This window comes from Acinetobacter sp. CE-15 (assembly GCF_051059255.1).
GTDB classification, from domain to species: Bacteria; Pseudomonadota; Gammaproteobacteria; order Pseudomonadales; family Moraxellaceae; genus Acinetobacter; species Acinetobacter guillouiae.
The window spans coordinates 4,102,158-4,114,733 of record NZ_CP192737.1 but is presented as its reverse complement, the minus strand read 5'-3'; the positions used below and the strand labels follow the sequence as shown (position 1 = coordinate 4,114,733).

Here is a 12,576-nt window from a genome sequence, read left to right as displayed (position 1 = left end):
TTAAGAATTAGGAAATGTGCATATGAACTTTTCAGTTTATTGGCAACATGCTGATGCGGTCAGTAAGACACTGTATTTCGTGTTATTGGCAATGTCTATTGCAACGTGGACTGTGTTCATTTTGCGTATTTTAGGCACGCGTCAACTCAAGCAGGTTGCTCAGGATCACCTTGCTCAGGCTTTAAAAGCATTAAAAGCCAAGCTTGCGCCATTAAGCTTTGATCAACGTAAAGCGGTTGCAGAACAAGCTTTACTCCGTCAAATCTCAGCAGAAAAGGCCAATGCTGAAAAAGGTGTTTCAGTTTTAGGAACGATTGCTTCACTTGCACCATTTGTTGGTTTATTTGGTACAGTATGGGGAATCTTCCATGCACTTGTTGCTGTAGGTAAAAGTGGTCAAGCAGGTTTAGCTCAAGTTGCAACGCCAGTTGGTGAGGCATTGATCATGACCGGTCTAGGTCTTGCTGTTGCGATTCCAGCGGTATTGGCATATAACATTTGCGTACGTTTTAACCGTACATTGTCAAATGAGTTGCAAGATCAAGCACATGGTTTGTTAATTGATACGATGTTACAACAAGATTCTTCAACGCAAAAAGTTGAATCTGAATCTACCAATAAAGGTTTAGTTGGAGGTCAAGCTTAATGGCTTTTCAATTGGGAGAAGACAACGATTCTGGCATGAATGAGATGAATCTCATTCCGCTGATCGATATTATGTTGGTATTGATGATCATCTTCTTGGTGACAGCCACCGTTGCTAACCCATCGATACCATTAACTTTACCAAAGACCACTGCTGAAGTAATCGCGCCTCCACCTGAAGCAATTACCATCAGTATCAATCAGAATGGCGATGTGGCTTGGAATGATAAAGTCATTACTTTAGATGAATTGGCTAAACGATTTGATGAAGAAGGTCAAAAGCCAGTAAAACCAGCTGTACAGTTGAGAGCGGATAAAGAATCTCGCTATGATACCGTTGCACAAGTGATGTCTCGTGCAAGTGAAGCAGGATTAAATGATCTTGCCTTTATGAGTGATAATTAATTTAAATAATTACAAATATTTGAAAACCTCCTTTTAAGGAGGTTTTTTTATGTTGATATTTTAACTATTGGGTTACTTCACTTTTGTTGCATAAAGTGAACTATTTCAGTGATCTTAGTCTTTTAAAAGATCTTGAAATTGGCTATGGAGTTTGAGTAATTTTGGTGGAATGGCAAAATTACAATAACCTTGCGCAGGATTACGGGCAAAGAAGTTTTGATGGTATTCTTCGGCAGGATGGAAGGTGGGTGCTGGACTGAGTTCAGTCACAATATTTAAACCATCTGCTTTGAGCTGCTCAATAAATTGTTCAGATTCAAGTTTTTGCTGCTCATTGAAGTAATAAATCACCGAACGATATTGTGTTCCAATATCATTGCCTTGGCGGTTTAATGTGGTTGGATCATGAATTGCAAAAAAAACCGTGAGTAATTGTTGATAATTGATTTGTTGTTCATCAAATTCAATCAAAATCACTTCAGCATGATTGGTATCCCCATTACAAATTGCTTCATAAGTTGGATTGGGAGTATGCCCGCCAGCATAACCACTGACAACGTGATTGACACCTTTGAGTTGTAAAAATACGGCTTCGGTACACCAAAAGCAGCCACCACCAAATAGAGCCTGTTGCATGTGAAGATCCCTTTATTTTTAAATTATAGAAAAGACGAAACGATGCCAAAGATCATATCGTGAACTTGCTTAGTTTGTCATATAACCATTTAAGCATAGGTACAATAGCTGTTTGATTCACTAAACAGATCTGTTTAAATTGTTGCAAAATTTTAAAAGCGCAATCTATTCGAATTGCTGTAAAAACTTAAGCTTTTCTATTTAAGGTGAACCAAAAGACATTCAATAGAATGCCTTCTATATTCATGAGAATTTATTCGTCGTCTAATAAATCCATTTGTTTTGCAATTTGATAGAGGTTATTTGAACGATTCCCTGTACGACAAAACATGAGTACTGGTTTTGGAAGCTCGTTAAAGCGGTTGGCAAAGGTTCTGACATCAACTTCTGTGATTTGACCAGCAACGACAGGTAGAAATACATAGTCCAAACCTGCAGCACGTGCAGCTTCTTCAATTTGAGCACTTGTAGGCTGTTCCGTTCCGCCTTCCAAATCAGGACGATTATTCATTACAGACTTAAAGCCTTTTTCTGCCACTTGAGCAATATGTTCTGGACCAATTTGACCAGCAAAACCAACATTTTCACTCATTTCGTCACTCCTATATGATTTAAAATCCAATATGCTATATATAATAGCATTAAGCTCAGAACTGAGTTTGAACGATAAAAGATTTATAAAAGAAATATCTATAAAAGATAACGCAATGGAGTGTGTATGTACGCATATACAGTTGAACCACTATATATTCCCATTGGACAAGAAGTCATAGCGGCTGATTTTTATCGACCTAAAAATCTAAAAAAACCTGCTGTTATTATTATGGCTCATGGATTTGCATGTTTAAGACAATTTAAGTTGGTGAGCTATGCGCAAAAAATTGCACAGGCAGGCTATGCAGTTGTACTGTTTGATTATCGTTTTTGGGGAGGAAGTACAGGCTTTCCTCGTGAACTGATTTCATTGCAAAATCAGTTGGATGATTGGAAAACTGTGGTCAGTTATGTTGCAACACAAAAGAAAATTAATCCAAAAAAAATAGTGCTTTGGGGGACCTCTTTGAGTGGCGGCTATGTACTAAACCTTGCAAGTGAGCTAAAAAGTGTCCAAGCCATTATGGTGCAAGTGCCTTATGTGGATGGGGCAGAAACTGCAAAATTATTTCCAATTCAACAGTTACCCAAGGCATTAAAAATATCCAGTCAAGATTATATGGGGGCAAAAGTTGGCATGCTTCCACGAACCTTACCTGTGGTGCACCCCTTTGATTTATGCTTTATTCCGACCAAAGATAGTTATAAAGGCTATATGTCGATTGTAAATCCAGACTATTTTTGGAGTGGGGAAGTTCCAGCACGGGTATTTTTTAATTTAATTCGTTTTAGACCAATTCAGACCGTCAGAAGTATTAATATTCCTGTGCTATTTATTGCAGCTAAAAAAGACAGTTTTATCCCGATTGAATCTAGTCGGGAAACGGCGACAAATATTGCACCTTTTGTACAATATCATGAATGGGATATGGCGCATTTTGATATTTATCATGGGAAATGGTTGGAAAAATCAATTTTGACCCAATTAGAGTTTTTACATCAACATATTGGAGTGAGCTAGATGATTATTGTATGTCCATCATGTGGCGCAAAAAACCGAGTTCCCGAAGATAAATTAAATGCTCAACCCACTTGTGGTCAATGTCATCAAAATTTGATTACACTTGCTCCTATTGAGTTAAATGAACAAAATTTCAGTAACTTTGTCAGCCATAGTGATTTGCCAATTATGATTGATTTATGGGCAGAGTGGTGTGGTCCTTGTAAAATGATGGCACCGCATTTTGCTGAAGTTGCAAAAAATAACCCCCATGTGGTTTTTGCTAAAATTGATACTGAAGCGAATCCACGGTTAAGTAGTGCATTTAATATTCGCAGCATTCCAACCTTGGTTTTAATGAATAAAACCACGGAAGTTGCTAGAATAAGTGGTGCGTTACGTGCTAACCAATTACAAGAATGGTTAGATCAACAATTGAATGCCCATAAGTAATTCACGGGCTCGGAGTTATTGTGTCAGATTCTCATGTAAAACCTGAAGGTACACTGTCTTTACAAACCATCGCAATGCCAGCAGATACAAACTGGAGTGGTGATGTTTTTGGTGGTTGGATTGTTTCACAAATGGATTTGGCTGGTGCAATTCATGCAGAACGCTTTAGTAAAGGGCGTTGTGCAACGATTTCGATTAATCAGATGACTTTTCTTGTTCCCGTAAAAGTGGGGGATGTGATCAGTTGTTATACCAAGCTTTTAAAGGTCGGTAATACATCGATTCAAATGCAGATCGAAGTTTGGGATAGTCATGACAGTTCTCGTGCTGCCAAGCGTGTTACCGCAGGTGTATTTACTTTTGTTGCTGTAGATGTTGCGGGAAATAAACGCCAAATTCCTGAAGATGTAAAGCAGAAGTATTTAGCTTCGCAAAGTGCTTAAATGCTCAAGATAAAAAATCCCAACATTGTTTGGGATTTTTTTATGGAATAGGTGCTTAGATCGTTTGATTTAAATATTGTGTTAAAACATGGTATTGCTGTTGGCGCTTGATTCTGGAACAGCTTGTTGTACATCCCAGTGTTCAACAATTTTTCCATTTTCGACTCTAAAGATATCGACAATTGCAACACCACGATCTTGTGGATTTTGAGCTGAATGAACGTGTAAAAATACTAAATTTCCTTCTGCGACAGCACGTTTGATTACACTTTTTGCTTCAGGATTTTTTTGGAAATACTGGGTAAAGTGATTTACAAAGGGCGCTTTACCATCTGGAACACGCGGATTGTGTTGGATATATCGGTCACCAATATAACGATCTGCATATGCTTTAACTTGATGCTTTTGAAATACACCTTCATAAAAATCAGTCACAATGGCTTTATTTTGTTGCGCTTGTTGGGTGGTTGAATTCACTGCTAATGTGTTGCCCTTTGCAGCAGTAGCAACGTGACTTGGATTTTGGGCACATGCAGTGAGAAACAAAATAGGGCTTAGAATGAGGCTGAGTGCAATAATTTTTCTTGGCGTAGCTGATCGCATGATTATCCTCTATAGTTCAAGTCTCAATAGTTCAAGATGGTGGTGGAAATAACACCATCTTGATGAGTAAGTAAGCATGAATATAGTGAATAATCGTCACTCATTATTTGTACTTTGGTAAATTTTATACTAACTAAACAGTAAGTTTTATTTACATTTACAGATTTGTATTTATTTCTTTTTTAGGCGTTCTTTTGACACCCACGCCCACACCATTTGGCATTCGACAGGCTCTTTTCCAGACTCATCCATAATGGTGACTGGAACCAGTGTTTCACCTTTTTCAGAGCTTTGCATTTCTAAAATTTGTTCTTTGCTCAATGTCGCTGTTGCTGTCATATCACCTTTAGACGGTCGTTTATATTCAATATGCATGCTTTTGATCAATACAATTGAACTATCAGGAACATTCATACCTGTGACAAAGCCTGTTGCTGTTTCAGCAATCAGCGCCATTGCAACAGCGTGTAATTGTCCAATATGGTTTTGCATAGCACGGTGGTTTTTAATTTCCACCACAACTTTTGAATGACTGACTTCTAGGTACTTAATATTGGCTGTGCCCACCATAGGCACAACTCGACCAAACGCCTTACTCCAGAGCGTACTACGAATGCCTTTAGGGAATTTAGAAGTCGCTTTCACAAGTTTAGATAAACGGTTGGTCTGAGTCATGTCTTAACCTATAGTGTTGCTAAAGACCTTAGTCTTTGAAGTTATTAAATTGTAAAGGTACACCGAATTGTTGTTCTTTTAAAAATGCCATAACTTGCTGTAATGTATCGCGCTTTTTATCAGTTACACGTATCTTGTCACCTTGGATAGAAGATTGCACTTTGACGCCACTTTCTTTAATGGCTTTATTAATTTTTTTTGCGGTATCTGAGTCAAGTCCATCTTTAAGCTTGATCACTTGCACAATATTTTTACCTGAAGCCGTCATTTTTTGTGGATCAAGGGCTTGAATATCGATTTTACGTTTAAAGAAATGATTTTCAAGCATGCTATAGACTTGTTCACACTGGAAATCACTTTCAGTTGAAATTTTAATTTCTTTGGCTTTTTCATTAATTTCGATTGAAACGTCCTGACCACGGAAGTCAAAGCGTGTTGCAATTTCTTTTTGTGTGTTTTGAACAGCATGATTTACTTCAAAAATCTCTAATTCTGAAACAATATCGAAAGATGGCATAGTTTAGACCTTTACAAATGGAAAGAATATCTGAGATGCTAGGGATGTTTTCTTCATTTGCCAAGTGTTGTTTACATCAAAGGAGTGCACAATGATCCGTAAATTAGAAATTACAACATTTGAGTTCCCAGAAAATGCAGTTATCTGGGATGTTCGTGATGCAAAAGCCTTTGCCGAAGGCCATGTAAAAGGGGCTGTAAATCAGCCTATAGATGGTTTAAGTGCTGAGAGCTTGACTCAAGTGAATTCGGATCAGTCCATTTACATTTTATGTGGTGGTGGAAGTAAAGCGCCTCGAGCTGCTGAAAAATTAGAGAGTTTAGATGATTCTCGTGATTACGTTGTACTTATGGGGGGAACACGTGCAGCACGTGATGCAGGTCTCCCATTAGAACAGGGTTCATAAAAAAGCGCCGAAAGGCGCTTTTTTATTACACATAATTAATAAAAAAGAATCATGATTGAATCGGTTTAAAATAAGGTTTTTTGGCTTTTACTTTCTTTTGAAAGCGGTTTGGATTTAATTTTTGCAATAAATTTTGGGGAATCGGGCAAGCTTGATTAAGGACCAAAGCCACCAATATTTCACTACACAAGGGCGCAAATAAAAAACCTTTAGAGCCCAGCCCAGAAAATGTATAAACCTCTTTCTCAGCTTCAACTTTTCCCAGTAATGGAAAATAGTCCAGACTTTGGGCTCGTACAGAAGCACGCCCGTGCCATTCATCTACTTTGCAGAGTGATTCTGCGTATTGTGGAAACACACTGTGGATAAGTTCATAGTTATGCACATGGTCTTCAAGCAAAACTTCAGTGTCATCACGATTGGGATAAAAAGAAGCACCTAAAATCAAATGCTGCTCATCAAGCTGCATGCAGTAGCCACCATAACTGTAGGCATATTGCGGATCTAATCGGTGTTTAACATTGTTGAGCCAACTGACTTGTCCACGGATCGGTTTGAGTATTGGGAACTGCTCAAAAAAAGCATGGCTTTCCTTGGCACAACAGACAATCACATGATTAAAATCACCAAGATCGGTGTGTTGGCTATCTTGTAGGGTTAATTGATGATGATTCGATTGAACAATACTATGAATGTGAGCATGTTTAAATTGAATCAGCGGATGTTCAATGATTTGGTCTTTAAGTTGCTGGGGATAGATTGAACCCGCTTGAGTGAGCTGTAAACTCTCAAGTGTAGTTTGTAGCTCTAAATCATCGGCTGTTTGAGTTTTGAGTAAATCTTGAGGATATTGCGCTGCTAAATCCAGTAAATGTTCAGCATTTTTTTGTGCTAATTGTTGAACGGCAATAGCACGAAAAGCCTGAAATTTTGGATAGTGCTGTAGGGCATGTTGCCAAGCCAAGGTCATTAAATGTTCCGAACTTTGCTCGATAGGGCATAGTTTCGGATTTAATAAGGCCAGAGGGTTACCAGAAGCACCTGCTAAAGGCGCTGATTGGTCGTAAATCGTAACTTGATGTCCTCTTTGGGCAAATCCCCATGCGCAGCTTAAACCTGCAATTCCAGCACCAATGATAGCAATGTGGCGTTGATTTAAATTATTTTGAGTTTTCCGTGTTTTTTTTTGAATATTTTGCGCTGTAAGGTCCATTGACTGTGATTGATTTTCTTCGGCTGCTTGCTCAGATGGATTCCAAATGGCTTTTAGCATTTCACGTTTATGACCAAAACCACGCGGACGTGAAATAGTGATTCCATGTTGTTTTAGACCCCGTTTAAGCACACCTGCCACGCTGAATGAGGCAAAAGTTGTTCCAAAATCTGACAGTCTGACAATATTGTTTAAAACTTTGTCTTCCCACATGTCTGGATTACAAGAGGGTGCAAATCCATCTAAAAACCATGCGTTAACTTGTTGGGCTTTAACCATTGCTGGAAATACATCATGTGCATCACCTAACCAGAGATCAATTGAAAAACGCGCTTCTGGAAAGCTTAAACGGTGACAACCAGCGATGGGCAATGGATAGTGTTGAATCAATTGATCAGAAAATTGTTGAAGTTCAGTCCAGACCTTTAACGCACGGGTTAAATCCTGTTTAGACAAGGGGAACTTCTCTACACTGATCACATGTAAGTGGCTGTGATTATCTGGACGAACATTGTGCCAAAGTTGCCACAATGCCAAAATATTTAATCCTGTACCAAAACCAGTTTCACCAACACAGAAGTATTCAAAATCATCTAAATCTGCAAGTCGTGTTGAAAGATCATTACCATTCAAAAATACGTGTCGGGTTTCAAGTAACCCGTTGTCTTTAGAAAAATAGACATCACCAAATTGTTTGGAAATTGGAACTTCAATTCCATCAATACATTGCCAGTCTAAATCGGCAGTTTGAATGGCATTTGACAAAGCAGATTACCTTTTGATAATTAAAATGAAAAAACCTGACATTTCGCAGTATCAGGTTATAGCGTGAAACTTTTTAAGCGTAATGTCGAAGCAGTGGCTTACCACTGGCGACGACGTTTGGTATAGATATAGCTTGCGATTAAAAAGCCAAGTAAAACACCAACAGCAATGGTCGCAGCACCATATAAGAACATTTGCGCACTTTGTTCACTTTGTAGAACTTGAACTTGTACACCCAGATTGTCATTTTTGAGTTGTAATTCTTGGTTCTGTGAAAGGGCTTCTAAATTGGCCTTTTCAAGTTGCTGTAAACGTGTTGCTTGGTCTTTAACCAAAGCTTTAGCTTTGGCATCTTGAGATGCTTTTTCTTTGCTAATTTGTTCAGCTGTTAACGGTTTATTTTCTTGTGCTTGCGCCTGTGTTTGGGTACTGGAATTTGCGCCTGCTACAGCAGGAATAATACTCGGTTTTGGCGGTGCAACAGGTTGGGCTGCCTGAGTAGGCGCTGCCGTCGTTGCTTGAGTCGCTGAAGATTGAGTAGGCTCAGCCGATACAACAGGTGATAAAAGTACAAAAGAACTTAAAGTCATGCTAAGTAAGCTTTGGACGACAACGCGCATTATGTTATCCCTTAGGCAATGCTTTATTGAATGGTTTAACATCAATATGACTATAAATCCCTTCTTTTAAGAAAGGTTCGTCTTTTAACCATTCATCCAAAGCTTCACGGCTGTCAAAATCGAGAATTAAAGTACTGCCATAAAAACCTGCTTGTGGATTTTCACGATCAATCGGCATCGCGCCAGCCACGATGACACGGCCTTCAGCATCTAACTTCTCGAGTCGAGCTAAATGTTGTGGGCGTACAGCAAGACGTTTTTCTACTGTACCTGCTTGATCTGTACACGTAATTACAAATAATGGCATGATATTTCTCGATTTTCTAAAACACTTTATTCATCGGTAGATTTAAAGTGTTTTCGTAATATAACAAACTGGATAATAATAAAGGAAAACATGACGATCATGTCACCAAATGCTGTAAATTCACCCCAATATTTTCCACCTGCAAATAAAAATGCGAAGAAAATATGTAAACAAGACATGACAATGAACATTGCAGCCCATGCAAAGTTTAGATTTTTCCAGCCTTTTTCAGTCAGGTTTAAAACAGGACCAAATAATCTTTGAATGAGAGGCTTCTTTTCTTTACCAAAATAGGGAGAGAGTAAGAACGCGCCAGCAAAGGCTAAATTCAAAATTGCAGCTTTCAGGCGAATATAGAAGTCATCACTCAACATTAAGGTGATTCCACCAAAAATGACGGTCATGAACAAAACAAACCATTGTTGTTTATCCAGACGGAATTTTTGGAAAATGAATAACGCACCATAGACCACAAGCATTGAAATAATAAGACCTGTAGTTGCAACAAGAATGTTGTTGTTATTTACACCACCTGCTGAGCCGATCAATTGTAATAATGGATGATCGGTGTTTTTAGGATCAACCGTTTTGTATAAATAAAAGAAAATTATGAGGGGCACAAAGTCTAAAAGTGCTTTCATGTTAAAGTATCTAGTCTGTTCAGGTTGATGGGATAGTATAAAAGATGCAAGGCATAGATTTACATACTCACAGTAATATTTCTGATGGGACTCTAACACCAGAGTTATTGGTTCAAGCTGCCATCGAGAAAAGCATACATACACTTGCATTGACGGACCACGATAGCATGGATGGCTTAATACAAGCTGAACAATTTGCAAAAAATCAACCAATTCAAATCATTTCAGGTGTAGAAATCTCTAGTCAATGGTCCAGACCAGAGACTAAAAAAAGTTATGGTGTGCATATTGTTGCGCTCAATATGCAAAATCCTGAACCATTACAACAGCTTTTAACGCAACAGAAGAAAATTCGTGCTGAGCGAGCCAAGCAAATCTGTGATTTGCTAATTCCTTTGATTCATCAGGATATTTATGCAGAAGTTGTGGCAAAAGTAGATGGTGAACCTGATCGGATTACTCGGACGCATATTGCCAAGACCCTTGTAGAAAAGGGTTTTGTTCAGCGCGCACAGCAGGCATTTGATAAATACATTAAGGAAGGTAAAAAAGCCTATGTGAAATTTGATGGTTTAGGTTTGGCAGAAACCATTCAGGTGATTCATGAAAGTCAAGGTTTTGCAGTATTGGCACACCCAACACGTTATGATCTATCAGCAACAAATACCCGTTATTTAATTGAAATCTTTGCACAATATGGTGGTGATGCTGTTGAGCTTCCACCCGCAATGGAACCCGCTTCAACACGACAAATGGTTGATCGAATGATTGCTGAATATGGTTTAAAAGTGTCTGTGGGGAGTGATTTTCATGGTGACAATATGCCTTGGATTAAATTAGGCAATATTCCACGCGTCAAAGAAGGGCAAGTTGGGATTTGGGAGAGTTTCCGATAATACACCGTGATGATGTATTCAAATACTTAGATTTTCGAATGAGATCAGTTTTTTGAAAGGCATCTCATTTGAATGAAACAAAAAATCCCTCTAGAGCAGAGGGATTTGGAGTTGATTATAAAATCAACTTTCTTTAACAGTATAAGGGTTTTCAAAGCCTAGTTTTTTCAAGATTTCAATTTCGAGTGCTTCCATTTCTTCAGCATCATCATCAGAAGTTTCATGGTCATACCCCATTAAATGTAAGGTGCCATGAACCAGCATATGAGTGAAATGCTCAATCGGTGTTTTTTGTTGTTCAATCGACTCTTGCAAAACCACGGGGATGCAAATGACTAAATCACCGATGGGTAATGCATCGAGCATGGGTAAAACTTCTTCTGGAATCTCACTTGGAAAAGACAATACATTGGTGGGTTTGTCTTTTTCACGATACTCAAAATTTAATTTGTGACTTTCATCTTCATCAACACACGCAATTCCGATTTCACAATCTTGGTCTACATCAATATGACGTAGTGTTGTTTCAATGACTTTTTTTACATAGACACGTTTGAGCACCAATTCTGGTGCTTCAAACGCTTGTTGTAACGATAAGCTAAGTTTCAAAAACAGTCCTTAAACATTTTCCTGATTTGCAGCAGTATGTTCTTCATGTTGAGCATCTGCGGCAGAATCATTTTCAGAAATTAAGGCTTCTTGACGTGCTTTACGTTCTGCACGTGCTTCAGCACTTAAACGGTATTGTTCACTGTCCCATCCTTCATAAGCCTCTACAATTTTTTGTACTAGCTGATGACGAACGACATCTCGGGAATGGAAGCGAGTGATGTGAATTTCTTTGATCTTTTCGATAATACGCAATGCGTGAGCAAGACCAGACTGTTGCCCGCGTGGTAAATCGACCTGTGTAATATCCCCGGTGATCACTGCACGAGAACCAAAACCTAAACGGGTCAAAAACATCTTCATCTGTTCAGGGGTGGTGTTTTGTGCTTCATCGAGAATCACAAAGGAATGATTTAATGTACGACCACGCATATAAGCAAGCGGTGCAACTTCAATCACTTGGCGCTCAATCAGTTTTGCAACTTTTTCGAAGCCAAGCATTTCATATAACGCATCATATAGCGGGCGTAGATATGGGTCGATCTTTTGGCTTAAATCACCCGGCAAGAAACCAAGTTTTTCTCCAGCTTCAACAGCAGGGCGAACCAAAAGGATACGTTGAATTTCATTACGTTCTAGCATATCTACCGCAGCAGCGACTGCAAGATAGGTTTTACCTGTACCTGCTGGGCCGATTCCGAAAGAAATATCGCTTTGTAGAATACGTTGTACATAACGTTTTTGATTGGCACCACGAGGGTTGATTCGACCTTTACGCGTTTGCAACCAGACATCATCTAAACCGGTATGCTCATTGTCTGAAAGGTCGTCTTGTAACTCACGGTCAGTTTGGCTGCCTTGAATCATCAAATGAATCGTATCAGCACTGATTTGCTGAGAGAGTTCAGCTTCTGCATGCAAACGCTGCAATAAACCTTCAGCTCTCTCAACTGCTTCTAAATCACCATCGATATAGAAGTTATCGTTGCGATGAGAAATGTTGACATTTAAACGTTGTTCGATTTGTTTCAGATGACCGTTATAAGCACCTAACATGCTTTTTAAACGTTCAACTGAAATACCTGGAAAAGCTACTGTACGTCGAATCGCTGCAGTCAAGAGATATCCTTTTTAAAGTAAAGTCTATA

General features: G+C 38.8%; 18 protein-coding genes. 7 read left to right on the top strand and 11 right to left on the bottom strand.

The annotated features are described in order from the left end of the window. Window positions 1-22: 22 nt before the first annotated feature. Both ACQ7EO_RS18845 and ACQ7EO_RS18840 read left to right on the top strand, forming a co-directional pair. The gene (locus tag ACQ7EO_RS18845; RefSeq protein WP_004818829.1) at window positions 23-646 is read left to right on the top strand and encodes a MotA/TolQ/ExbB proton channel family protein; all 624 of its coding nucleotides are present in this window, start codon (window positions 23-25) and stop codon (window positions 644-646) included. Continuing rightward, on the top strand, window positions 646-1,050 hold the full coding sequence (locus ACQ7EO_RS18840; RefSeq protein ID WP_004717995.1) for an ExbD/TolR family protein: 405 nt from the start codon (window positions 646-648) through the stop codon (window positions 1,048-1,050). The genes ACQ7EO_RS18845 and ACQ7EO_RS18840 overlap by 1 nt, the downstream gene beginning before the upstream one ends. A 114-nt stretch (window positions 1,051-1,164) precedes the next feature. Here ACQ7EO_RS18840 and msrA read toward each other — a convergent pair whose 3' ends face one another. Then, window positions 1,165-1,686, bottom strand: coding sequence for a peptide-methionine (S)-S-oxide reductase MsrA (gene msrA, locus ACQ7EO_RS18835; RefSeq protein WP_004818830.1), 522 nt, complete (start codon window positions 1,684-1,686; stop codon window positions 1,165-1,167). Between the two features lie 253 nt (window positions 1,687-1,939). Continuing rightward, window positions 1,940-2,278, bottom strand: coding sequence for a TIGR01244 family sulfur transferase (locus ACQ7EO_RS18830; RefSeq protein ID WP_004818831.1), 339 nt, complete (start codon window positions 2,276-2,278; stop codon window positions 1,940-1,942). 126 nt (window positions 2,279-2,404) lie between these two features. Here ACQ7EO_RS18830 and ACQ7EO_RS18825 point away from each other — a divergent pair, with 126 nt between their 5' ends. The 3 genes from ACQ7EO_RS18825 to ACQ7EO_RS18815 all read left to right on the top strand — a co-directional run bounded on the left by ACQ7EO_RS18825 (window position 2,405) and on the right by ACQ7EO_RS18815 (window position 4,176). Then, complete coding sequence (locus ACQ7EO_RS18825) at window positions 2,405-3,301, top strand: alpha/beta hydrolase (protein WP_434278361.1); 897 nt, start codon at window positions 2,405-2,407, stop codon at window positions 3,299-3,301. Continuing rightward, on the top strand, window positions 3,302-3,733 hold the full coding sequence (gene trxC, locus ACQ7EO_RS18820; RefSeq protein WP_004818833.1) for a thioredoxin TrxC: 432 nt from the start codon (window positions 3,302-3,304) through the stop codon (window positions 3,731-3,733). 74 nt (window positions 3,734-3,807) lie between these two features. Next, window positions 3,808-4,176, top strand: a complete 369-nt coding sequence (locus tag ACQ7EO_RS18815; RefSeq protein ID WP_154130156.1) for an acyl-CoA thioesterase — start codon at window positions 3,808-3,810, stop codon at window positions 4,174-4,176. 81 nt (window positions 4,177-4,257) lie between these two features. On the opposite strand, the gene ACQ7EO_RS18810 is transcribed toward ACQ7EO_RS18815, so the two are convergent. From ACQ7EO_RS18810 to ACQ7EO_RS18800, 3 genes are all read right to left on the bottom strand, one after another. Beyond that, entirely contained in the window at window positions 4,258-4,779 is a 522-nt protein-coding gene (locus ACQ7EO_RS18810; RefSeq protein WP_434278360.1) for a nuclear transport factor 2 family protein, read from the bottom strand. Between the two features lie 171 nt (window positions 4,780-4,950). Continuing rightward, entirely contained in the window at window positions 4,951-5,454 is a 504-nt protein-coding gene (locus ACQ7EO_RS18805) for a DUF4442 domain-containing protein (protein ID WP_004717985.1), read from the bottom strand. Between the two features lie 28 nt (window positions 5,455-5,482). After that, entirely contained in the window at window positions 5,483-5,971 is a 489-nt protein-coding gene (locus ACQ7EO_RS18800) for a YajQ family cyclic di-GMP-binding protein (protein WP_004717983.1), read from the bottom strand. A gap of 91 nt (window positions 5,972-6,062) precedes the next feature. Between ACQ7EO_RS18800 and ACQ7EO_RS18795 the strand changes: the two genes are divergently transcribed. Then, complete coding sequence (locus ACQ7EO_RS18795; protein WP_004717980.1) at window positions 6,063-6,377, top strand: rhodanese-like domain-containing protein; 315 nt, start codon at window positions 6,063-6,065, stop codon at window positions 6,375-6,377. Window positions 6,378-6,426: 49 nt separating this feature from the next. Here ACQ7EO_RS18795 and mnmC read toward each other — a convergent pair whose 3' ends face one another. The 4 genes from mnmC to ACQ7EO_RS18775 form a co-directional block, all read right to left on the bottom strand. After that, window positions 6,427-8,355 (bottom strand): FAD-dependent 5-carboxymethylaminomethyl-2-thiouridine(34) oxidoreductase MnmC, encoded by a 1,929-nt coding sequence (gene mnmC / locus ACQ7EO_RS18790; protein ID WP_434278357.1) that lies wholly within the window; start codon window positions 8,353-8,355, stop codon window positions 6,427-6,429. 98 nt (window positions 8,356-8,453) lie between these two features. After that, on the bottom strand, window positions 8,454-8,975 hold the full coding sequence (locus ACQ7EO_RS18785; RefSeq protein WP_434278355.1) for a hypothetical protein: 522 nt from the start codon (window positions 8,973-8,975) through the stop codon (window positions 8,454-8,456). Window positions 8,976-8,979: 4 nt separating this feature from the next. Further along, the gene (locus ACQ7EO_RS18780) at window positions 8,980-9,282 is read right to left on the bottom strand and encodes a YciI family protein (RefSeq protein ID WP_004717974.1); all 303 of its coding nucleotides are present in this window, start codon (window positions 9,280-9,282) and stop codon (window positions 8,980-8,982) included. A gap of 26 nt (window positions 9,283-9,308) precedes the next feature. Beyond that, window positions 9,309-9,923, bottom strand: a complete 615-nt coding sequence (locus ACQ7EO_RS18775; RefSeq protein ID WP_004717972.1) for an inner membrane-spanning protein YciB — start codon at window positions 9,921-9,923, stop codon at window positions 9,309-9,311. 44 nt (window positions 9,924-9,967) lie between these two features. Here ACQ7EO_RS18775 and ACQ7EO_RS18770 point away from each other — a divergent pair, with 44 nt between their 5' ends. Continuing rightward, entirely contained in the window at window positions 9,968-10,819 is an 852-nt protein-coding gene (locus ACQ7EO_RS18770; protein WP_004717971.1) for a PHP domain-containing protein, read from the top strand. 123 nt (window positions 10,820-10,942) lie between these two features. Here the strand turns inward: ACQ7EO_RS18770 and ybeY are convergent, their stop codons facing one another. Both ybeY and ACQ7EO_RS18760 read right to left on the bottom strand, forming a co-directional pair. Continuing rightward, window positions 10,943-11,428, bottom strand: coding sequence for an rRNA maturation RNase YbeY (gene ybeY / locus ACQ7EO_RS18765; RefSeq protein ID WP_004818840.1), 486 nt, complete (start codon window positions 11,426-11,428; stop codon window positions 10,943-10,945). Window positions 11,429-11,437: 9 nt separating this feature from the next. Next, a complete protein-coding gene (locus ACQ7EO_RS18760; RefSeq protein ID WP_004717967.1) occupies window positions 11,438-12,547 on the bottom strand; it encodes a PhoH family protein in 1,110 nt (369 codons plus the stop codon). Window positions 12,548-12,576: the final 29 nt, after the last annotated feature.

Bases quoted from the DNA above. Each gene is read 5' to 3' on its own strand.
- ACQ7EO_RS18845 (WP_004818829.1), top strand. From the start codon at position 23: ATGAACTTTTCAGTTTATTGGCAACATGCTGATGCGGTCAGTAAGACA.
- ACQ7EO_RS18840 (WP_004717995.1), top strand. From the start codon at position 646: ATGGCTTTTCAATTGGGAGAAGACAACGATTCTGGCATGAATGAGATG.
- msrA (WP_004818830.1), bottom strand. From the start codon at position 1,686: ATGCAACAGGCTCTATTTGGTGGTGGCTGCTTTTGGTGTACCGAAGCC.
- ACQ7EO_RS18830 (WP_004818831.1), bottom strand. From the start codon at position 2,278: ATGAGTGAAAATGTTGGTTTTGCTGGTCAAATTGGTCCAGAACATATT.
- ACQ7EO_RS18825 (WP_434278361.1), top strand. From the start codon at position 2,405: ATGTACGCATATACAGTTGAACCACTATATATTCCCATTGGACAAGAA.
- trxC (WP_004818833.1), top strand. From the start codon at position 3,302: ATGATTATTGTATGTCCATCATGTGGCGCAAAAAACCGAGTTCCCGAA.
- ACQ7EO_RS18815 (WP_154130156.1), top strand. From the start codon at position 3,808: ATGCCAGCAGATACAAACTGGAGTGGTGATGTTTTTGGTGGTTGGATT.
- ACQ7EO_RS18810 (WP_434278360.1), bottom strand. From the start codon at position 4,779: ATGCGATCAGCTACGCCAAGAAAAATTATTGCACTCAGCCTCATTCTA.
- ACQ7EO_RS18805 (WP_004717985.1), bottom strand. From the start codon at position 5,454: ATGACTCAGACCAACCGTTTATCTAAACTTGTGAAAGCGACTTCTAAA.
- ACQ7EO_RS18800 (WP_004717983.1), bottom strand. From the start codon at position 5,971: ATGCCATCTTTCGATATTGTTTCAGAATTAGAGATTTTTGAAGTAAAT.
- ACQ7EO_RS18795 (WP_004717980.1), top strand. From the start codon at position 6,063: ATGATCCGTAAATTAGAAATTACAACATTTGAGTTCCCAGAAAATGCA.
- ACQ7EO_RS18785 (WP_434278355.1), bottom strand. From the start codon at position 8,975: ATGCGCGTTGTCGTCCAAAGCTTACTTAGCATGACTTTAAGTTCTTTT.
- ACQ7EO_RS18780 (WP_004717974.1), bottom strand. From the start codon at position 9,282: ATGCCATTATTTGTAATTACGTGTACAGATCAAGCAGGTACAGTAGAA.
- ACQ7EO_RS18775 (WP_004717972.1), bottom strand. From the start codon at position 9,923: ATGAAAGCACTTTTAGACTTTGTGCCCCTCATAATTTTCTTTTATTTA.
- ACQ7EO_RS18770 (WP_004717971.1), top strand. From the start codon at position 9,968: ATGCAAGGCATAGATTTACATACTCACAGTAATATTTCTGATGGGACT.